General features: G+C 63.9%; 19 protein-coding genes. 9 read left to right on the top strand and 10 right to left on the bottom strand.

What is annotated here, in order from left to right:
- Positions 1-25 precede the first annotated feature (25 nt).
- Together AC56PL_RS00425 and AC56PL_RS00430 are read right to left on the bottom strand one after the other, a co-directional pair.
- On the bottom strand, positions 26-1,309 hold the full coding sequence (locus AC56PL_RS00425; protein WP_497152713.1) for a metal-dependent hydrolase family protein: 1,284 nt from the start codon (positions 1,307-1,309) through the stop codon (positions 26-28).
- A 5-nt stretch (positions 1,310-1,314) separates the two neighbouring features.
- Positions 1,315-1,722: a hypothetical protein gene (locus tag AC56PL_RS00430; RefSeq protein WP_497152714.1), complete on the bottom strand. Its 408-nt coding sequence runs from the start codon at positions 1,720-1,722 to the stop codon at positions 1,315-1,317.
- Positions 1,723-1,976: 254 nt separating this feature from the next.
- Here AC56PL_RS00430 and AC56PL_RS00435 point away from each other — a divergent pair, with 254 nt between their 5' ends.
- A complete protein-coding gene (locus tag AC56PL_RS00435) occupies positions 1,977-3,779 on the top strand; it encodes an alpha/beta hydrolase (RefSeq protein ID WP_497152715.1) in 1,803 nt (600 codons plus the stop codon).
- A 157-nt stretch (positions 3,780-3,936) separates the two neighbouring features.
- Here AC56PL_RS00435 and AC56PL_RS00440 read toward each other — a convergent pair whose 3' ends face one another.
- On the bottom strand, positions 3,937-4,665 hold the full coding sequence (locus AC56PL_RS00440) for a VTT domain-containing protein (protein WP_495514477.1): 729 nt from the start codon (positions 4,663-4,665) through the stop codon (positions 3,937-3,939).
- Positions 4,666-4,788: 123 nt separating this feature from the next.
- Here AC56PL_RS00440 and fbaA point away from each other — a divergent pair, with 123 nt between their 5' ends.
- A complete protein-coding gene (gene fbaA, locus AC56PL_RS00445; RefSeq protein ID WP_495514478.1) occupies positions 4,789-5,826 on the top strand; it encodes a class II fructose-bisphosphate aldolase in 1,038 nt (345 codons plus the stop codon).
- Positions 5,827-5,854: 28 nt separating this feature from the next.
- Here the strand turns inward: fbaA and AC56PL_RS00450 are convergent, their stop codons facing one another.
- Both AC56PL_RS00450 and AC56PL_RS00455 read right to left on the bottom strand, forming a co-directional pair.
- Entirely contained in the window at positions 5,855-6,460 is a 606-nt protein-coding gene (locus AC56PL_RS00450; protein ID WP_497152716.1) for a hypothetical protein, read from the bottom strand.
- Between the two features lie 53 nt (positions 6,461-6,513).
- A complete protein-coding gene (locus tag AC56PL_RS00455) occupies positions 6,514-8,076 on the bottom strand; it encodes an Rv0361 family membrane protein (protein WP_497152717.1) in 1,563 nt (520 codons plus the stop codon).
- A gap of 164 nt (positions 8,077-8,240) precedes the next feature.
- On the opposite strand from AC56PL_RS00455, the gene AC56PL_RS00460 reads away from it, so the two are divergent.
- From AC56PL_RS00460 to AC56PL_RS00470, 3 genes are all read left to right on the top strand, one after another.
- The gene (locus tag AC56PL_RS00460; RefSeq protein WP_482135924.1) at positions 8,241-8,657 is read left to right on the top strand and encodes a DUF3151 domain-containing protein; all 417 of its coding nucleotides are present in this window, start codon (positions 8,241-8,243) and stop codon (positions 8,655-8,657) included.
- Entirely contained in the window at positions 8,620-9,786 is a 1,167-nt protein-coding gene (locus AC56PL_RS00465) for an FUSC family protein (protein WP_497152718.1), read from the top strand. The genes AC56PL_RS00460 and AC56PL_RS00465 overlap by 38 nt, the downstream gene beginning before the upstream one ends.
- An 86-nt stretch (positions 9,787-9,872) precedes the next feature.
- A complete protein-coding gene (locus AC56PL_RS00470) occupies positions 9,873-10,793 on the top strand; it encodes a cation diffusion facilitator family transporter (RefSeq protein WP_497152719.1) in 921 nt (306 codons plus the stop codon).
- 91 nt (positions 10,794-10,884) lie between these two features.
- Here AC56PL_RS00470 and AC56PL_RS00475 read toward each other — a convergent pair whose 3' ends face one another.
- Together AC56PL_RS00475 and AC56PL_RS00480 are read right to left on the bottom strand one after the other, a co-directional pair.
- Positions 10,885-11,706: an alpha/beta fold hydrolase gene (locus AC56PL_RS00475; protein WP_497152720.1), complete on the bottom strand. Its 822-nt coding sequence runs from the start codon at positions 11,704-11,706 to the stop codon at positions 10,885-10,887.
- A 138-nt stretch (positions 11,707-11,844) separates the two neighbouring features.
- The gene (locus tag AC56PL_RS00480; RefSeq protein ID WP_497152721.1) at positions 11,845-13,737 is read right to left on the bottom strand and encodes a sensor histidine kinase; all 1,893 of its coding nucleotides are present in this window, start codon (positions 13,735-13,737) and stop codon (positions 11,845-11,847) included.
- 10 nt (positions 13,738-13,747) lie between these two features.
- On the opposite strand from AC56PL_RS00480, the gene AC56PL_RS00485 reads away from it, so the two are divergent.
- Positions 13,748-14,122, top strand: coding sequence for a response regulator (locus AC56PL_RS00485; RefSeq protein ID WP_495514484.1), 375 nt, complete (start codon positions 13,748-13,750; stop codon positions 14,120-14,122).
- Positions 14,123-14,140: 18 nt separating this feature from the next.
- On the opposite strand, the gene AC56PL_RS00490 is transcribed toward AC56PL_RS00485, so the two are convergent.
- From AC56PL_RS00490 to AC56PL_RS00500, 3 genes are read right to left on the bottom strand one after another with little or no spacing between them, the layout of a single operon-like run.
- On the bottom strand, positions 14,141-14,794 hold the full coding sequence (locus AC56PL_RS00490; protein ID WP_497152722.1) for a response regulator: 654 nt from the start codon (positions 14,792-14,794) through the stop codon (positions 14,141-14,143).
- A gap of 28 nt (positions 14,795-14,822) precedes the next feature.
- Positions 14,823-15,611: a site-2 protease family protein gene (locus AC56PL_RS00495; protein ID WP_495514486.1), complete on the bottom strand. Its 789-nt coding sequence runs from the start codon at positions 15,609-15,611 to the stop codon at positions 14,823-14,825.
- Complete coding sequence (locus AC56PL_RS00500) at positions 15,608-16,321, bottom strand: hypothetical protein (RefSeq protein WP_497152723.1); 714 nt, start codon at positions 16,319-16,321, stop codon at positions 15,608-15,610. The genes AC56PL_RS00495 and AC56PL_RS00500 overlap by 4 nt, the downstream gene beginning before the upstream one ends.
- A 186-nt stretch (positions 16,322-16,507) precedes the next feature.
- Between AC56PL_RS00500 and AC56PL_RS00505 the strand changes: the two genes are divergently transcribed.
- The 3 genes from AC56PL_RS00505 to AC56PL_RS00515 all read left to right on the top strand — a co-directional run bounded on the left by AC56PL_RS00505 (position 16,508) and on the right by AC56PL_RS00515 (position 20,441).
- Positions 16,508-17,794: an adenylosuccinate synthase gene (locus AC56PL_RS00505; RefSeq protein WP_495514488.1), complete on the top strand. Its 1,287-nt coding sequence runs from the start codon at positions 16,508-16,510 to the stop codon at positions 17,792-17,794.
- A 175-nt stretch (positions 17,795-17,969) separates the two neighbouring features.
- Positions 17,970-19,790: a hydroxysqualene dehydroxylase gene (locus tag AC56PL_RS00510; RefSeq protein ID WP_497152724.1), complete on the top strand. Its 1,821-nt coding sequence runs from the start codon at positions 17,970-17,972 to the stop codon at positions 19,788-19,790.
- A gap of 18 nt (positions 19,791-19,808) precedes the next feature.
- A complete protein-coding gene (locus AC56PL_RS00515) occupies positions 19,809-20,441 on the top strand; it encodes a TetR/AcrR family transcriptional regulator (RefSeq protein ID WP_497152725.1) in 633 nt (210 codons plus the stop codon).
- The last annotated feature ends 39 nt before the right edge of the window (positions 20,442-20,480 follow it).

A 20,480-nucleotide genomic window follows, 5' to 3' on the forward strand; every position in this document is an offset into this window, starting at 1 on the left:
AGTTGTGTTGCCAGGGCCGTGATGTTCAGAGCGTGTTCTTGAAGATTTCGCCGCTCTTGATGATGAGGCTGAAGTTCTTCTCCGGATCGGACAGAACCGAGAGGTCTTCGAGCGGGTTGCCCTCGACCAGCAGGAGGTCGGCCCACGAACCCTTTTCGATGACCCCGAGTTTCGCGGATCCGTAAGGGTTGCGCTCGCCGGACATCTCGAACAGATCGGCGTTTCCGGAGGTGAGCATCCGCAGTGATTCGAGATTCGAGTAGTGGTCGCCGAGACGGGTGGCCATCACGCTCTGCAGAGGTGCTGACTGCGGCTCGAGAAGCAGATCGGTGCCAAATGCCACCTTGACGCCGTACTTCTTGGCCCAGGCGTACACGTCGTCGGTACCGTGACAGATCTGCCGATTCTTCTCGGCGCGGTCGGGATCGGGATAGTGATGGTCGGCCTCGGCGAACGGCTGCATCGAGAGCCACAAGCCCTTCTCGCCGATGAGAGCCACGGTGGACTCGTCGGCAAGATGTCCGTGCTCGATGGAGCGGACACCGGCGTCGATGGCCCGCTTGATCCCGGGCACGGTGTAGACGTGGGTTGCGACGTACGTGCCGTAGTCTTCGGCTGCCCTGACGGCAGCGCGGATCTCTTCCGGTGTGAACTGCAGGGTGTAGAGGGGGTCGTACATCGATGCGGCGCCGCCACCGATGGTCAATTTGATCTGCGAGGCACCCTTGCGGAGCTGCTCGCGAACAGCGGCGAGCACGCGGTCGACACCGTCTGCGGTGCGGGTGAATCCAATTGAATCCGTGCGACTTTCGGTACCGCCGAAGACCGGCGGTGTCTCGTAGACAAAGGCGAAGTCGGCATGGCCGGAGGTCTGCGAGATCATCGCCTGGCTCGGGTAGATGCGGGGGCCTGCGAAGTCTCCGCGATCGATGACGGTCTTGACCGGTGCCAGATCGCCGCCCATGTCGCGGACTGTCGTGAAGCCGCGCAGCAACATTCGTTTGGCTTCGGAAAGAGTGTTGGCGAACAGTAGACCGGTCGGGCCGGCCACAAAGTCGAGGTAGCCGTTCGCATTGCCCATCAAGTGGACGTGAGCGTCGGTCAAGCCGGGCATGAGGAACCGTCCGCCACCGTCGATGACCTTGGTGGGCCTGCTCGGGTCATCTGCGATGGGAGACGTCGATACCGCGGAAATATGCGGCCCGTCTATTAATACATCGGCATTTTCTACGAGACGGTCCGAGTGACCGTCGAAGACCCGTACATTTCTTATGATAAGCCGCTCGCTGGCAGGCCCTTGGCTGGACATGGATGTCAATCTAGCTCAGCTTTGTCCGAAATGTCCAAGAGCTGAGTTTGTTTCGAATTGATTGAACTTGGCACGAAATCATCCCTTCGGATCCAGGTGTCAGTCGTTGGCCCAGCCTTGCGAATCGCGTGGTCGAAGGCCGTTTCTTGACGGATCTCGATCGGAGGTGATTGCTGGGACAACGTCTGTAGAAAAAGGTAAAGCAGCCCGCCTGCGGCGGCACGATATCGCCCGATCTGGCACGTTTTTGCTTTATCGAGATTTGGTTTCGTTTCTGTGGTATCCGGATCGCTGGACGGCGTGAATTGCAATATAGATACGCATTCGGGCCGGCAAGTGAACATTCTTTTTGGTGCGATCACGCTCCCGGCGACGACGGTCGGGTCTGCGCCGAGAGAACGTGTTGTTGGCACAGAATCAACGTGGCGATGCCGCCGTCCGCTTGCGCCCATTGCGTCTTCGGCCCGTCATCTGGGAGTGTTGGGACACGTTCATTGGCTCGCACGCACCTGATCCCCACTGATTCTTTGAGTCTGGTTTGAAATACTTCGAATCGTCGACGCCCTGATGGTCGGTCCCACGTCGATCCGGGTTGTGTTCGTTTGGCACAACCGCGGTTCGGCAAGGGAGTTCATCCAAACAGGGGTGTCTCTTGAGAAGGGCCGAGATGAGCCAGATCCCCGACCAGTTGTCCACCGAGCAGTCGCCCGACGATCAGAGCCCCGACAACGAACTGCCAGGCGATGGTCCGGTCGGTACAGAACCGGCCGACATACCGGCCGCTGATGAACCGCAGAAGCCCAGGTTCCACCGAATCCGTCAGTGGCTCAGCAAGTTCGAGCCGGTCGGATTGGTGTTCGGCCTCTTCTTCTACGCCTGGTCGATGTCGCCCTCGCTGCTACCCCGTACGTGGGTTCTGCAGGCGGTCGCGACCGGCATCAGCACCGCGATCGGTTACGGCATCGGTGTTCTGTTTGTTTGGGTATGCCGTAAATGCGGGTTGACCCGTGAGTGGCCGAGGACATGGCGGCGGTTCGGCTGGTATGCGATCGCGCTCGCGGCAGTGATCGTGTTGCCGCTCTTTCTTGTCCTTGGCTCGTGGTGGCAGGACATCACACGTGAACTGGTCGGGATCGAACCCGGGAGTAGCTGGGACTACCTCGGGGTGTTCGCCGTAGGTGTTGTGGTGTTTTTCGTCTGCCTGTACCTGGGACGTGGGCTTCGAGCACTGTCGAGGCTCTTCTATCGATTGATCGACCGATTCCTCCCGACCCCGGTTGCGATCGGCGCCAGCGTCCTGGTGGTCGCGGTGGTGTTCTTGCTTGCAGTGGACGGTTTGGTGACGACCGGGGTGGCCCGGGTCGCCAACGGATCTGCCATGGTCGCCGATGAAGGAACTGCCGAGGGCGTGGTCCAACCGACGGAGCCGGAGCGTTCGGGGTCCCCGGGATCGGTGGAGAGTTGGGACTCGCTGGGCCGCGAGGGCCGCACATTTGTGGCGGGCGGCCCGCGTCAGCAACAGATCGCAGAGTTGACCGGGCAACCGGCGCAGGAGCCGATCCGGGTGTACGCCGGTCGGGCGTCGGTGGACGACGACGGATTCGAAGAGGGTGAGGCGACGGTGAACGCGCTGGCCGACAGCGTCGTTGCCGAACTCGACCGCACCGACGCCTTCAGTCGTCAGTATCTCGCCGTGGTCACCACCACCGGCCGAGGCTGGGTCAACCAGAATGTCGCGGCATCTCTGGAATACCTCGCCGGTGGAGACTCTGCGATTGCGGCCATGCAGTATTCGTTCCTCCCGAGTCCGCTGGCATTTCTCGCGGACAGGGAAACGCCTCGTTTGGCCGGACGGGCGTTGTTCGAAGCGGTCTACGAGCGTTGGAGTTCTTTTCCGGAAGACGATCGTCCCAAGCTCCTGGTATTCGGAGAATCGTTGGGTTCCTACGGTTCGCAGGATGCCTTCTCCGGCGCACAGGACATGATCTCCAGGACCGATGGTGCATTGTTCGTTGGAACCCCCAACTTCACCGAGCAATGGCGACGGATCACCGATTCGCGTGATCCCGGCAGCCGGGAGATCCTGCCGGTGATCTACGGGGGCGAGAACGTCCGGTTTGCGTCCTCGCCTGAGGATCTCTACGAGCCGGGGATGGGCGAGTGGGAGAGCCCGCGGGTCGTCTACTGGCAGCATGCGAGCGACCCGATCGTCTGGTGGTCATCGAAACTTCTTCGTAGCAAACCGGACTGGCTCGATGAACCACGCGGCGACGACATCGACAAGGGTATGACGTGGATCCCGTTCGTCTCGTTCTGGCAGGTCACCCTCGACATGGTGTTCGCCGCCGAGGTGCCCTACGGTCACGGGCATTCGTATGGGCCGGGGGCGGTGTTCTTCTGGAATCAGATACTCGACCTGAACAATCAGGAACTCTCTGATCGTGTCTATGCGGCCCTGGATGAAAACTGATTCCCACAGTCGTCGAAGGCCACGCGTTTGCAGGCGTTTGACACCACCGGGTTCAACGGACACCGCCCATGCTCGTCCACCTCGGGAAGGGGACGAGCATGGGCGGTATCGGGCTGAGAGCCGGTAAGGGTCGGGGTCTGGCCGGCCGGTGTCGGAGCTAGCCGGCCGTATCGGAGGCCTCGGTGGGTGCCTTTTGAACCGGGTCGACCATCGCTTCGTCGGAGTCACGCCTGCGCCAGCGCTTGTACAGCTCGCTGAGGATCGGCAGCACCGAGACGAACACGATGATCAGGAAGATGTAGTCGATGTTGTCCTGGATGAAACCGATCTGCCCGAGCCAGAAGCCGAGCAGGGTCACACCCGCACCCCAGACGATCGCGCCGATGACGTTGTAGACGAGGAACGTCCGGTAGCGCATCTTCGCGGCACCGGCGACCAGTGGTGCGAAGGTGCGCACGATGGGGACGAAGCGGGCCAGGAAGATCGTGATGGGGCCATGCTTCTCGAAGAACTCGTGGGCCTCGTCGATGTACTTCTTCTTCAGGATCCGGGCATCGGGCTTGAAGAGCGAATAGCCGAAGCGGTTGCCGAGGAAGTATCCGACCTGGTCGCCGAGGAACGCCGCGATCGGGATGGTCACCAACAGGACCCAGAGCGGGGCGAACGGCTCGATCTCATCGGATTTCGCGGCCACGATCAGGCCGGCGGTGAAGAGTAGGGAGTCACCGGGCAGCAGCGGGAACAGCAGCCCCGACTCGATGAACACGACGAGCAGCAGGCCGCCCAACATCCATGTTCCGAACGAGTTGAGGAGGTTGATCGGGTCCAGGAACCCAGGCAACAAGGCCACTTCAGTGGTGGTCTGGGCAAGAAGAGTCTCGATCACAGAAGCCAAGGGTACCGGGTGATGACCATTGCGCCTCAATCTGGCGGTCCGGGAGGCGCGCCGCAGATGTGGACTTGCCATACTTGTTCAGAGACAACCACGAAACCTGCTGCTGGAGGACATATGCCCATTGCAACCCCCGAACAATATGCACAGATGCTCGATGCGGCCAAAGAAGGTGGGTTTGCATTCCCGGCCATCAACTGCACCTCGTCGAACAGCATCAACGCCGCGATCAAGGGATTCGCCGACGCCGGTAGCGACGGAATCATCCAGTTCTCGACCGGTGGTGCCGAGTTCGGGTCGGGCCTGGGCATCAAGGACATGGTCACCGGTGCGGTGGCGCTGGCCGAGTTCGCCCACGTTGTTGCCGAGAAGTACAACGTGCTGGTCGCACTGCACACCGATCACTGCCCCAAGGACAAGCTCGACACCTACGTCCGCCCGCTGATCGAGATCTCGCAGGCCCGCGTCGACGCAGGCAAGAACCCGCTGTTCCAGTCGCACATGTGGGACGGCAGTGCGGTGCCGCTCGACGAGAACCTCGAGATCGCCAAGGAATTGCTGGCCAAGGCCGCAGCCGCGAAGATCGTGCTCGAGATCGAGATCGGCGTCGTCGGTGGCGAAGAAGACGGTGTCGAGAACGAGATCAACGACAAACTGTTCACCACCGCCGAAGACTTCGAGGCCACCATCGAGGCACTCGGTGCCGGCGACACCGGTAGCCGTTACCTGCTGGCCGCAACGTTCGGCAACGTGCACGGCGTCTACAAGCCGGGCAACGTCAAGCTGCGTCCCGAGGTCCTCAAGACCGGCCAGGAAGTGGCCGTCAAGAAGCTGGGTCTGCCCGAGGGCTCCAAGCCCTTCGACTTCGTCTTCCACGGCGGATCGGGCTCGCTCAAAAGCGAGATCGAAGAGTCACTGAGCTACGGCGTCATCAAGATGAACGTCGACACCGACACCCAGTACGCGTTCACCCGGCCGATCGCCGGACACATGTTCGAGAACTACGCCGGCGTACTGAAGGTCGATGGCGAGGTCGGCAACAAGAAGTTCTACGACCCGCGCAACTACCTGAAGAAGGCAGAAGCGTCGATGAGCGAGCGCGTCGTCGAGGCCTGCAACGACCTCAAGTCGACGGGCAAGTCGATCCTGGGCTGATAGCAGCTGTAGAGCATCAGTCCGACGCTCAGAGCATCAGTCCGACGAGGACTGCCAGCGCCAGCAAGATCAACGCAGCGGCCGCACACAAGACCGAGGTATCAACCCGGCGGTGCGGTCGTTGCGTCGTTGTCATGCGAATCCCGCTGGAATCGACCTCTGTCTGCCGATAGGCCGATTGCGGGCCCTGCTGCACCGGACCCCGTTGACCTGCCGGATACGGCTGGGGCGGACGGTGACCGCGATAGGACTCGGGCGAATATGGCCGACCCGGGTGAGCCTGCGAATAGACAGGCGGGGGACTGGTCCGGGTGTGACCGGGTTGGGTGTGACCGGGCTGGGCGGGATAAGGCGTCGCCGAGTAGGCGGCAGGTGGCGTATAGGTGCCTGGGCGAGATGACGCAGCCGATGCCTGGTTGAACTGGGCAGTCGGCGCCGGCGCCCAACGCGGCGTGTGTGGCGGCGCGTGATGTCGCGCAGTGGGCACCGGGGCGGTGGTGGCGCGAGAATTGTCCACTGCGGACCAGTCCGACAGGCCTGACTGCGGGACCGATCCGACGTCAGTGGCTGGTGCGTTCACCACACGGTCTTCGGCGGGCGTATTCAGGGATGACCGATCTTGCGATGAGGGCACCTGACGAAGCCTAGCGGCATGGAACGGAAGAAATGCAGGCGTTCATCGAGCGATCAGTCCTTGCAGACCTTCCATTCACCGTCGATCTTGCTCAGCGTCAATGCCACATCCAACTTTTCGTTGGGCGTTGCGGTCTTGTAGGCGATCACTTCGACCACCGCAGCGTTGCCGTCGTCGATGATCTTCGAGGCCTTGACCCCGTCGACACCAACGAGCTCGTTGTCGGCCTGCTGGAGCCGATGATCTTCCGCGAACTCCTGATCGGACATCGCGGTGAAGCGTTCCTGGGCCTCACCACAGGTGATGGAACGAAGTACAACGATGTTGCCGTCGCGCAACGCGGTCACGTATTCGAGCGCGCGGTCGGCCGCGACATCGGCGGGGGCTACCGAGTCTTCACTGTTGCCTGCCACCAGGGCGATCACCACGACAACGGCTGCGACGATCGCGACCAGTGCAACGAGTGATGCCCACAGACCCTTGCGGGACTTCTTGGGGTTTTTGTTCTCGGGCGGTCGCTTCTGTGGGTTGCCGCCCCCGGCTGGAATATATTGCGGCGCAGCAGGTTCGGCTTTCCAGTTTCCGGCGGGTGATGACGGGGTGGCCGGACGTGTGGCCGCAGGTGGCGGCGCGACCTTTCCGATGTTGATCCGTTCGGTTGCTGCTTCCGAGCCGGTGTTGATCCGCTCGGTTTCGTTGTCGTCGGCAGGGGATCCGGCCGGTTCGACCGCGGAGGCCGGAGTCGGGGGCACCGCAGCGAAACGGGTGGTCTCCGCGTTGCTGAAGTCGACAGGTGGGGGCGGGGTCGATTCGCGCACCTCGGTGGCCGGTTCGGCAACAAAGGTGTTGTCCGGCGTTTCGACCACCGGCTCCGCACTCTCGGGCTCGAATGCCTCGACTTCGGATGCTGCGGGCTCGGATGCCTCGACCTCGGGTGCTGCGGGCTCGGATGCCTCGACCTCAGTTGCCTCGACCTCAGTTGTCGCCGCCTGGGGTGCTTCGACCTCGGGTGCCTCAACTCCGGCTGCCTCGGCTTCGGGTACTTCGGCCTCGGGTGCTTCGGTCTCAGGTTCGGGCACCTCGGCCCCGGATGCACCGGCCACGGACGCAGTGGCCTCATCGTGCGGTTCGCCGTCGTCTGCCGCTTCTGCGTCTTCGGGTGCCTCGACCTCGGATATCTCGGTCTCGGATACGTCGACCTCGGTTATCGCCTCGGGTGCTTCCGGCTCGGCGTCGGTCGTTTCGGGGGCCACGGCTTCGGGGGCCTCAGTCTGGGACGCCTCAGGCTGGGGTGCCTCGGTCTGCGTTGCGGCGGGTGTGGCGATCGGCCGTGTCATCCCGGCGGCGTCGGCCGCGATGTGGCCGGTGCCGGTGTTGTCGGCCGCTGTGTCGTTCGAAGGACCGTCGGTCGACCCGGTGGCCCGCGCAACGGGGGTCTGATCTGATGCAGTCTGGTCAGGTGTCGCCTGGTCGGCGCGCTCCGGCCTGCGGTCGAGACGGTTCTGCGGCGCGGCAGGCGTCTGAGCTGCCTGTCCGTACTTCTCCTCGCGACGCTTACGGAACGTCGAAAACGTCCGGTTCACAAACGAATTACCCTCATCGTCAGGATGTGACATCCACCCAGCCCTGTCCCTAGACCGACAACTGATTTCAGCGCGCAGAAGCGGGTGGACAACTCGATATCGAGATACCCCCCGCGCGGCGTTCGGCTCACCCTATCGAACCGACGGGCAGGTGGACGGGTCGACCGGTTGTCGGGCAGAGCTGCGACAATGTAGCGATGACGTCGTTCGGAGATCTTCTCGGCCCCCAGCCCACCCTGTTGACCGGTGATGACGAGGCAGAATCGGACCTGTTGAACGGTGCCGATCCAGCCGCCGTCGCAGCAGCCCATCCCACCGCTTCGATCGCCTGGGCCTACCTGGCGGAAGCGGCCATGAACGAGGGCGCGACCATCACCGCGTACGCCTACGCGCGGACCGGCTACCACCGCGGACTCGATCAACTCCGCCGCCATGGCTGGAAGGGTTTCGGTCCGGTGCCGTGGCGCCACGAGCCCAACCAGGGATTCCTGCGTTGTGTCGGGGTTCTGGCCCGGGCCGCGCAGACGATCGGTGAGGAAGACGAATACCTCCGTTGCCTCGACCTGCTCAACGAAAGTGACCCCGCTGCCGCCGGCGAGCTCGGGCTCGCCTGACTCTGCCGGTCGGCGGGGTCGCCGCCTGATCGACCGCATCCCGATCGATCGTGAGCGGATCCCCGCCCGCCTTCGTGAGCCGCTACATCGCCTGCAGGTGGCCATCGTGCCGGTCCTGCAATGTGCGGTGGGCGCGGGCCTGGCGTGGTTGATCGCAACCGAGGTCTTCGGGCACAAGCAACCCTTTTTCGCGCCGATTGCCGCGGTGATATCCCTCGGTCTCTCGGTGGGCAGGCGATGGCGCCGTGCGCTCGAGGTGACATTCGGCGTCACCGTGGGCGTGGCCGTCGGTGACCTCATCATCGCGGTGATCGGATCCGGCACCTGGCAGATCATGGTGGTGGTGGTGATCGCGATGACGTCGGCGATCCTTCTCGACAAGGGGCCGCTGGTTCCCATGCAGGCGGCCAGCTCGGCGGTGCTCGTCGCGACGCTGCTGCCGCCCGGCGGGATCGAAGGCTTCAACCGCATGATCGATGCGTTCACCGGGGGTGTCGTCGCGCTCGTGGTCATCGCGCTCATACCGACGCATCCGGTGCTGCGCGCCCGGCGTGATGCCGCCGATGTCCTGTCCACGATGGCCGATGTCCTGCTCGACGTTGCGGGAAGTCTGCGCCGGATGGATCAGGATCGGGCCCGGGCGGCGCTTCATCTTGCTCGCAGCACACAGTCGGGTATCGATGCGATGCGGTCAGACCTTTCCGGCGGCAAGGAGATCAGCCGGATCTCGCCGCTGCACTGGGCAAATCATTCACGGTTCGAGCGGGTGGCCGCGGTGGCCGATCCGCTCGACAACGCGGTCCGCAATGTCCGGGTGTTGGCGCGCCGTGCTGCTGCGGCCGTCGAGAACTCCGAACGCATCCAGCCCGAGGTCATCGAATTGGTTTCGCAACTCGGGCACGCTTTTTACGTCATCAACGACGTGATGCTGGCCGATCCGGGTCACCAGCCCGACGAAGCGGAGGGCGCACGGGTGCTGCGTAGTATCGCGCGGCGGGCGGGCAAGAGCCTGGTTGCCGACAGCGGTCTCACGGAGACCGTGATCCTGGCGCAGGTCAGGTCGACAGTGGTCGACCTGTTGATGGTTTGCGGGCTGTCGCGGGTTTCGGCGATTGCGACGTTGCGGTGAGCCGCACCCTTGCAACACATGCATAAACGTGCATATATTGGGATCCGGCTGAATCAGGCCGTATCTGTCTAACCGAGAGGGCGCTGGTGGGTCACTCGCACAGCCATGCCGGACACAGTCATTCACCCGCCGCGACGGGGGAGCACCGCAGACTGTGGCCCATGATGGTCGGCGCCATCATCATCTCGGTCTTCTTCGTCCTGGAGATCACCGTCGGCGTCATGGTGAACTCGCTGGCGCTGATCGCAGACGCGGGCCACATGCTGACCGACGTGGTGGCGATGTTGATGGGGCTCGGCGCGTTGCTGCTCGCCCGGCACGGCGCGACCGACGATGTGAAGACGTTCGGCTGGCATCGCGCCGAGGTGTTCACCGCCATCGCCAACGCGATCCTGTTGATGGGTGTCGCGGTCTACGTCCTGTACGAGGCCATCGAGCGCATTGGCACCGACCCCGACGTCCCGGGGCTCACGCTGGTGATCGTCGCCCTGATCGGTTTGGCCGCCAACATCGTTGTGATGCTGTTGCTGCGCACCGACTCCAAGGGGAGCATCGCGGTGCGCGGGGCGTACATGGAGGTACTCGCAGACGCCGTCGGATCGGTGGGTGTCCTGATCGCCGGCGTCGTCACCATGACCACGAATTGGCCTTATGCCGACCTCGTCATCGCCGTATTGATCGCCTTGTGGGTGGCGCCGCGTGCCATCCGGCTGGCCCTCGACGCCCTGAGGATCTTGGCGCAGCAGGCCCCGCAACACGTGGACGTGGACAAGATCCGGTGCGAACTCGTCGGCATCGACGGGGTCACCGACGTTCACGACCTGCATGTGTGGACCCTGACCACCGGCATGGATGTGGCGACGGTGCACCTGACCGCCACGTCCGACAATGCGGCGGTGCTGCTCGCGGCCCGTGAGGTGCTCGAGGCCCACGGACTCGATCACGCCACCATCCAGGTCGACCCGGCAGGCATGCAGGAGAACTGCCACAAGAAGATCACCTGGTAAGCCCGCCGCCAACCGCCGATAGTGCCCTCTTGGCCAGCCCCACCCGGGGTTTCGTTCGCCAAAAGGGCACAGTATCGGGATCGGGTGGGGGCTATTTTTTGATGAAGTCGAGGATGTCGGCGTCCAGGACTTTTTGGTAGTCGCCGTAGATGCCGTGCGGGGCACCCGGGTACACCTTCAGCGTGCCGTTGCGGACCAGCTTGATCGACTTCTCGGCCGCAGCGACGATCGGCACGATTTGATCGTCGGCGCCATGGGCGATCAGCATCGGTACGTCGATGGCTTTGAGGTCTTCCGTCTGATCGGTCTCGGAGAACGCCTTGACACAGTCATACGCAGCGGTGAGATTCGCCAGCATGCTCTGGCGCCAGAAGTCGTCCTTGGCACCCTGCGACACTTTCGAACCCTCGCGGTTGGCGCCGAAGAAGGTCGCGCTCAGATCCTGGTAGAACTGCGATCGGTCGTTCAGGAGTCCCTCGCGGATGCCGTCGAAGACCTCGATCGGTGTGCCCTCGGGGTTGTCTGGGGTTTGCACCATGAGCGGAGGGATCGCGCCTGCGGTGATGACCTTGGCGACCCGGCCTTTTCCGTGCTGTGCGGCGTACCGGACGACCTCGCCGCCACCCGTCGAGTGCCCGACGAGGATCAGGTCGGTGAGGTCCAGCGCCTCGACCAACTCCGCCAGATCCTTTGCGTAGGTGTCCAAGTCGTTGCCGGTTCCGGTTTTCGACGAGCGGCCGTGACCCCGGCGATCGTGTGCGATCGTGCGATATCCGGCGTCGGCGAACAGCTTGATCTCGACCTGCCAGGCGTCGGACGACAGCGGCCAGCCATGGCTGAGCAGAACCGGCTGTCCGGTGCCTTGTTCGGTGTAGTAGATCTCGGTTCCGTCGGTGGTGGTGATGTACGGCATGGTGTCCTCCTTGGTTGGTGTTCCTTTTACTTCTTTCTTTCTTCTTTCGTGAAACCAATGTTGGTCGATCGTGGTGGTGATGTCGTCGCTGCTGGCGCCCAACTCCGCAGGGTGCTGGCCGGTGTGGACATGTACCTGCTAGCCGGTAGTCGCGGGCTGAACCCTGCCCGGTACCGGGATTCGGGCGGTCAGCGTGGTGCCGATACCCGCTGGGCTTGACACCGTGAAGACACCGTTCACGGCCTCGATGCGGTCGCGTAGGCCGACAAGTCCAGAACCGTTGTCGGGCTGCGCATTTCCGGATCCGTCGTCGGTCACCATCAGGTCCAGGGTCTCGTCGTCGACCATCGCGATGACCTCGACCCCGGATGCCTGCGCGTACTTCGCGGTGTTGGTCAGCGCCTCCGCGACGACGTAGTACGCGGCGACTTCGACGGTGTCGGGCAGGCGTCCGTCGATTCGGACGGTCAGTGACACCGGTACTGCCGAACGGCGGGCAAGTGTCTTCAGCGCCGGACCGAGGCCACCTCGCGACAGGATCGCCGGATGAATGCCGCGAGAGAGCTCTTGCAGATCTGTGTGGACCAGGGACAGGGTGTCGACTATGTCGTCCAGACGACTTCGGAGATCGGGCCGGTCGTGCGGGATCGCGGCCTGGGTGCTGCGCAATTGGAGTCCGAGTGACACGATCCTTTGCTGGGCGCCGTCGTGCAGATCCCGCTCGATCGCGCGTCGCGCCTGATCGGCCGCCGCGATGACGCGCGCCCGGGAGCGGGTGAGCGCGGAGCGTGACTCGTCGTTGTAGACCGCTGTGGCCACCAGTTCTGCGAAATCGTTGAGGCGCATACGGATGTCCGCGATCGGAGCACGCTCGCGAACCCCGATGACGATCGCACCCCAGGTCCTGCCCTCCACGGTGATCGGTACACCGATGCCCGAACTGATGCCGCGCGCATGAAGGCGTGCGGCGATGGGGCCGGTGGCCTCTGCGTAGTCGGTCACCTCGATGTCGCCAGACGCGAGGACCCTTGTGGAGATGTTGTTCCCGCCGAGTTCGAGTCGTTCGCCGACGGTCAGGTCGGCGCCTGGATCAGCGGCACCACTGTCGCGTGCGGCGAGGACCAGGCAGTATCCATCCCCGGTGAAACCGACGATGGACACGTATTCGGCGCCGAGTTCGTCGGCGAGTTCGTCGGCGACTGCCGCGTACACGTCCTCCGGTTTCGTCCGCGAGGCAACGAGGGTGGCGACCCGGCGAAGCGCCGCCTGCTGTCGGCCCAGTGCGACCGTCCGCTCGTAGAGGACCTCACGATCCTGGGCAGCGGCCAACAGGGCCTCCAGGCCAGGAACCATCCGCCGTATCCGCAGCAGATCGGCGGCAGCGAGATCGGCGGGCACGAGCAGTGACCCGATCGGGCGCTCGTCGTCGCGCAGCGCAATGTGCCGCTGCGTCGAGGTACTCGGTTCTTCGTCGGTGGTGATGACAGCTCCGGGTGGCGGAAGCTCGAGTACGTCGGTCAGCCGCGCGCCGGCGGCGGTCAATGCCTGCGGGAGATCCGCTGCCCGCAACACCGTCCGAGCCAGCGCTGCGGACAGATCGGCTTCCCTTCGGCGCTGATCGGACTCGAGTGCACGCAGACGAGACTGTCCGACAAGTAAATTGGTGAGCAACGCCAAGACCAGGAACACCACGACCGCCGGACCCATGCTCTCTGTGCTCTCACTGGCGTGGAACCACGCGTACGCGACAGTGCTGGCGACCGACGTGACCACGGCGAGCCCGAATCCCCACCGCGCGGACACCACGAGGACACCGAACAGGAACACCGCGCCGAACGCATTCTCCGGCGCGAGCTGTTTGAGGAGGTGTACAACGGCCACCTCAACTGCGATGAAGATGACCGCGGTGGCAATGCCCCAGCCCAGCGGTGGCGCGGTGGGACGCAACACCAGGGCTGCGATCCGATCCCACTGTGATCCGTGGTCGATGTTCCGGCTAGCGGGAATGTTTCGGCCGACGTCTTCTGCCACGCTGAACAGTGTGGACGATCCTGACCGTATGCGCTGCATCATCGTGGATGACAGCGCTGCCTTCTGCGCTGCCGCCCGCGGCACCCTCGAAGCCGCCGGTATCACGGTCGTCGGGACTGCGACCACCTCAATCGATGCGGTGGAGATGGCGCAGACGTCCGTGCCCGACGTCGTTCTGGTCGACATCGACCTCGGCGGCGAAAGCGGCTTCGATGTCGTAGAGGCGCTGGCCGCTTCTGCGCGTCCGCCCGCGACGATCCTGATTTCCACTCACGACGAAGACGAGTTCGCAGACATGGTCGAGGCGAGCCCGGCGGTCGGCTTCATTCCGAAGTTCGCGCTGTCCGCGGACCGAATCCGGCAGGCACTCGCGGTCGCGAGCTGATGGGCCCGCAACCGCGGATCAGGTTGCGGCGTCGAGGTACATGATCACCGCGCGCACGCGACGGTGGTCATCCGGTGTATCCGCCAGATCGAGTTTGGTGAGGATGCTGCGAACGTGCTTTTCGACGGTGCCTTCGGTGATCCACAGCCGACGCCCGATCCCGGCGTTCGAGAGCCCCTCTGCCATCAACGTGAGTACTTCGCGCTCGCGCGTGCTCAGGACCTCGAGTGGGTCGTCGCGGCGACGGGCGGCGACGAGTTCGTGGACAAGCGCCGGATCGATCACCGACGCACCGTTCGCGATGCGCCTGACCGTCGCAACGAAGTCGTCGACGTCGGTGACCCGGCTCTTGAGCAGATATCCGATGCCGCGCCCACGGTCGAGAAGGTCGAGGGCATGGTCGACGTCAATGTGGGCGGACAGCAGAAGGATCGCCACGTCGGGGAAGTCGGTACGGAGCCGTTGCGCCGCCTCGAGGCCTTCGGCGTTGTGCGTCGGCGGCATCCGGATGTCGACGATTGCCAATTGCGGAGGATCAGCCCGTACCAACGTGAGGAGGTCCTCACCGGTCCCGGCCTGGCCGACGATCTCCAAGCCGGCGCCGGACAGGAGACTGGCGAGACCTTCACGCAACAGAACGTCGTCATCGGCGATCATCACGCGCAAAGTCATCGGCGGAGATTATCACCCGGCACGGGTGCTACCGCCAGAAGACGAAGAGCTGCCAGCCCCACGAGGCCAGAGCCCGGTCTGCGCCACCGAGTTCGAAGATCCCGTAGACGATGTCGAAAAAGATCCGGTTGAGCGCGGGTATGAACAGCAGCACGAAGATCAGCAGAAAGCCATACGGCGCAATCGGTTCCACCGAACGCCGCGTCTGATCCGAGAGGTAGGGCTCGATGATCCCGTAACCGTCGAGGCCGGGGATTGGGAGCAGATTCAGCAGGGCCGCGGTGATCTGCAGGATCGTGAGCATCGACAGTGCCGACCAGAAATTCAGTTCGGGCACCAGCGAGAACAGGTCTTGGCTGCCGATCACCACCAGCAAAATCACACTCAGTGCGATATTGGTCAACGGTCCCGCGGCCGAGACCAGGCTGCGTTGGGCTTTCGTGAAACCGGCCTGGTTGATGTACACCGCACCACCGGGAAATCCGATGCCGCCCAGGATGATGAACAGCAGCGGCAGACCGAGGGAGAGCCCCGGATGTGCGTACTTGAGCGGATTGAGTGTCAGGTAGCCGCGCAGCTCGGCGCCACGGTCACCGAATTTGAATCCGGTTACCGCGTGGGCGAATTCGTGCAGGCACAGCGAGATGACCCAGCCGCCGATCACCATCAGCAAGGCGCCGAAGATGGCGGTCGGAGTTCGTTCGCCACCGGCATTCCACAGGATCACCCCGCCGAGGACCGTGGCCGCGACGACCGCCAGGAACACCGGTCCCGGCCGGACGGCGCGGGCGAGCACCCCGATGGTCCCGGGCGTCACGGCCGCACCAGATGCCAGTTCTGCTGGTGCCGGTAGAACGTCGAGCGTTTGGTCGGGCGCGGCGCGGTGATGCCGTCGCGTTCGACGATCAGCGCGGGCGCGCCGGTCTGTGCGGCCCGACCGACATGCCAGCGTGAACGGAAGCGTTTGTCCAGACGTGCGCGCACCCCGGGCATCTCGGCGATCGGTTCGACCACCACCGCCTTGGCCTTGCCCCGGACCAGCAGTGTGCTGTCGACGTAACTCTCGCCGTCGAACTCATCGTCGACACCTCGTTGACGGGCCGTGCCGAGCAGGACGATCGCCATGTCGTCGCGGACCAGCGGTACCTCTGAGGCCGTCCCCTCGACGGCCAGTGCGGCAGCTCGCCTTCCGTTGGGTAGGCCGTAGACGCCGGAGGCGGGCGTCGAGAACGGGAGGACGAGGGCGACCTCGACGTCGAGTCGCTCGAGGAGCATCAGGCGGCCGATCACCGCAGCGCAGAACGCGTCTGGCAGTTCGGGCCCGGCCACCAGGACCAGGCGCTTCACCGCCGGGTCCGTCAACGTCGAGGTCAGGGCGGAGATGATCGGCGCCCGCTCGCGCGTGGTGCGAACCGCTTCAAAACCTTCCGGGATCAGGTCGGCTGCGGCCGACTCCTCGGCAATGACCCGCACAGACTCCGCGGCAATCACCCGTACATCTGTTGGTCGCACTCGGTCCTCGCTCATATCCGGTGGACCCACCTGTCCCACGCATTCACCTATGGGCGATCCTACTGATCGGAAGTCTGTGCCGAATTGCGAGCCATCACGGCGTGCGGAAGGTCCGGTCACGGATATCCGTTCGTGACCAAGTAGGGTTGACCCACGGTTCGGTGTCGCATCTGGCGTGTACCGGCCGGAAGGAGCGCGTACATGCCTGCGATCGTGCTGATCGGCGCCCAATGGGGCGATGAAGGTAAAGGTAAAGCCACTGATCTCTTGGGTGGTCGTCTGCAGTGGGTGGTGCGGTACCAGGGCGGAAACAACGCCGGGCACACCGTTGTCCTACCCAACGGCGAAACCTTCGCCCTGCATCTGATCCCGTCGGGGATCCTGACCCCCGGCGTCAAGAACGTCATCGGTAACGGTGTTGTTGTCGACCCCGGTGTGCTGCTGACCGAACTCGGGGGACTCGAAGATCGCGATGTCGACACCTCGGGTCTGCTGATCTCTGCCGATGCCCACCTGCTGATGCCGTACCACGTGGCCATCGACAAGGTCACCGAGCGGTTCCTGGGTAACAAGAAGATCGGCACCACCGGACGTGGTATCGGTCCCTGCTACCAGGACAAGATCGCCCGCGTCGGTGTACGAGTCGCCGATGTGCTGGACGAGAGCATCCTGACCCAGAAGGTCGAGGCCGCACTCGAGATCAAGAATCAGATCCTCACCAAGATCTACAACCGTCGTGCCCTCGAGCCTGCGAAGGTGGTCGAAGAGGTTCTCGGCCAGGCCGAAGGTTTCAAGCACCGCATCGCCGACACGCGACTGCTGCTGAACCAGGCGCTGGAAGCCGGTGAGACCGTGCTGCTGGAAGGCTCGCAGGGCACCCTGCTCGACGTCGACCACGGCACCTATCCGTTCGTCACCTCGTCGAATCCGACAGCCGGTGGCGCATCGGTCGGTTCCGGTATCGGGCCGACCCGCATCACCACGGTGCTCGGAATCCTCAAGGCGTACACCACCCGCGTGGGATCGGGACCGTTCCCCACGGAACTGTTCGATGAGTGGGGCGCCTACCTGGCCAAGACCGGCGGCGAGGTCGGTGTCACCACCGGACGCGCCCGTCGTTGTGGCTGGTTCGACGCGGTGATCGCCCGGTACGCCACGCGTGTCAACGGAATCACCGACTACTTCCTGACCAAGCTCGACGTCCTCTCCAGTCTCGACACCATTCCGATCTGTGTCGCCTACGAGGTCGACGGACAGCGGGTGGACGAGATGCCGATGACCCAGACCGGTTTTCATCACGCCAAGCCGATCTATGAGGAAATGCCCGGCTGGTGGGAGGACATCTCCAATTGCCGCACCTTCGAGGAGCTGCCGAAGAACGCACAGGATTACGTCCTGCGCCTCGAAGAACTCTCCGGTGCCTACTTCTCCTGCATCGGCGTCGGTCCGGGCCGCGACCAGACCATCGTTCGTCGCGAGATCATCTGATCCGAGTTTCGAACACAGGCCGCCGGTCAGCATTTCGCTGATCGGCGGCTTCTGTTTTGTTCGGCGACGATCCCGATGCTGGGACGATCTTGCGAAAACATCCCACCCCTGAAGTCTACTGTGATACAAATCACTATCGAGCAGTCAGTGTTGACTGTAATCAACGGGGGTTGAGATGGAATCAACGATCAAAAGGGAGATGTCGCGGAGGTCGCTGCTGAAGGGGGTCGGTGTCGCCGCCGCCGCCGGTTCGGTGGCGGTGGTGGTTCCGTCGCCGGTCGGTCCGGAGGCCCGAGGGGTGCCACCGGTCGGCGGCCCGCGGCGAGAGGTCGCGGTCTTCGGCGGTGGCATGTCGGGCCTGACCGTCGCCCACGAGCTGATCGAACGAGGCTTCTCCGTCGCGATCTATGAGCCGGCCTTTCTCGGCGGCAAGGCCCGCAGTATGGACGTGCCGGGACTGGTGTCCGGTGGTCGGCAGGCATTGCCCGGCGAACACGGCTTCCGCTTCTTTCCCGGCTGCTATCAGCATGTGCCCGACACGATGTCGCGTATCCCGGTCGCCGGCGGTTCGAACGTGCGTGATGCCCACCTGATCAATGTCGAAGGTGCGGTCATCACCTTCGACGACCCCGGCTACGCGCCGGTGGTCGCACCGCAGTCGCTTGACGGAATGATTCAACATGCCGGGGCGGTCACCGATCTGGAGAATGTCCGCAATGCGCTGACCCTGGGGCTGGCGCTCACCGGGGACATCCCGCCTGCTGAACTGGCCTATTTCGTCGGCCGCGAACTCGTCATCGCGACGAGTTGCGAGGAGCGCCGCATCGGGCAGTGGGAAAAACAGTCGTGGCTGGATTTCGTCAAGGCAGAAGGCAAGTCGAGTTCGTATCGTAAGTACCTGGCCCACGCCCTGACCCGGGCGACGGTCGCGGCCAAGGCAGAGATGGGCTCGGCGCGCACGATCGGGCAGATCGGCTTGGCGTTGGCCACCTCGGCAACCGGGTTGATCGGGCAATACGACGCCGACCTCGTCGGCGGGGGCGTCGACCGGATTCTCAACGCACCGACCAATCATGCCTGGATCGACCCCTGGGTCGAGTATCTGAAGGCCCGTGGCGTCCGGTTTGTGATGGGCCAGGGCACAACAGGTTTCGACGTCACTGATGGTCGCATCGTCGGAGCCCGGGTGGGTGGCGATGGCGGGGCAGGCGTGGTCACCGCGGACTGGTATGTCGCTGCCATGCCGTTGGACCGGCTCAAACCACTGCTGCAACAACCGATCCTGTCAGCCGCCCCCGAGTTGGAAGGAATCACTGCCCTGCAGGACGACTGGATGGTCGGGATCCAGTACTTCCTCTCGCGACGATCCGACCTTCCGCCCAGCCATATTGCCGCCCTTGGCACCCCCTGGGCGCTGACCGGGCTGTTCCAGGCCGCACCCTGGGAGGTGGATTTCGGTCGAAAGTACGGCGACGGCACCGTCCACGACTGCCTGTCGGTCGACGTCTCCGACTGGGACACCCCCGGCATCCTCTATGGAAAGACCGCCAAGGCATGCACCAGAGACGAGATCGCCAGGGAGGTCTGGGCTCAGCTGAGCCGGGCGATGAATCGTGGTTCGACCCCGATACTGCGGGAGAGCGAGGTGCTCAGTTGGCATCTCGACCCCGGGATCACCTGGTCGCCCACCATCTCCAACGCGACACCGCTGATGGTCAACACCGCCGACTCCTACCGGAATCGACCGACCGCCGACACCGCGATCGGAAACCTCTTCATCGCAGGCGATCACGTCAGAACCAACATCGACCTCGCGACCATGGAGGGCGCCAATGAATCGGGCCGCCGGGTCGCCAACGCGATCCTGGCCGCCGCGGGAAGCAGTGCCGCACAGGTGCCGGTGCTTCCGTTGTGGGAGCTGCCGCTTCTCGACCCGTTCAAGCAGGTCGACCGCGACCGCTACCGCGCCGGACTGCCGCACATTATGGACGTCTGAGGGCGTTAGTATCTTGCCATGACGGGCCGGGACGAACGCAGCTCCGGCACAAACGAACTCGTCCACCGGAGTGCAAAGGGCACCAGAAGTCGCAATGAGATCCTCGATGCCGCAATCGATGTGCTGATCGCCAAGGGCTACTCGGGGGCCAGCACGCTGGCGATCCAGGAGGCTGCGGGGGTTTCGCGCGGCAAGCTCCTGCACCACTTCCCATCCCGCGACGACCTCCTGATGGCCGCAGTTCATCATCTCGCCCGCGTCCGGATCGAAGAGTTGCCCAAGGCGATCGATTGGCCCGACGACCCGACGGAACGGATCTCGCTGGGCGTCGACATCGGATGGTCGACGTTCCATCAGCCCTACTTCGTGGCATCGATGGAACTGTGGACCGCGGCGCGGACCAATGAGAGGCTCCGCAGCGCGCTGTTGCCTGCAGAAAAGGAACTCGGACCCACGGTCCGGGCGGCGGTGGCCTCATTTCTGGGGCCGTCGCTGACCGCGGCCCCAAGGTATGGGCAGCTCTATCCGATCCTGCTGTCGAGCATGCGTGGCGCTGCGACCACATATCTTCTCGACCGCCGCAGTCCGCTGGACGATCCGCACCTGCCGCTGTGGAAACAACTGACCGCCGACTATCTGCTTGACCACTGAGTTACGCCTGCACCCCGCCGTTGCCGGTAGATTGCGGAG

The sequence above is a fragment of the Williamsia sp. Y721 genome, from assembly GCF_059683565.1.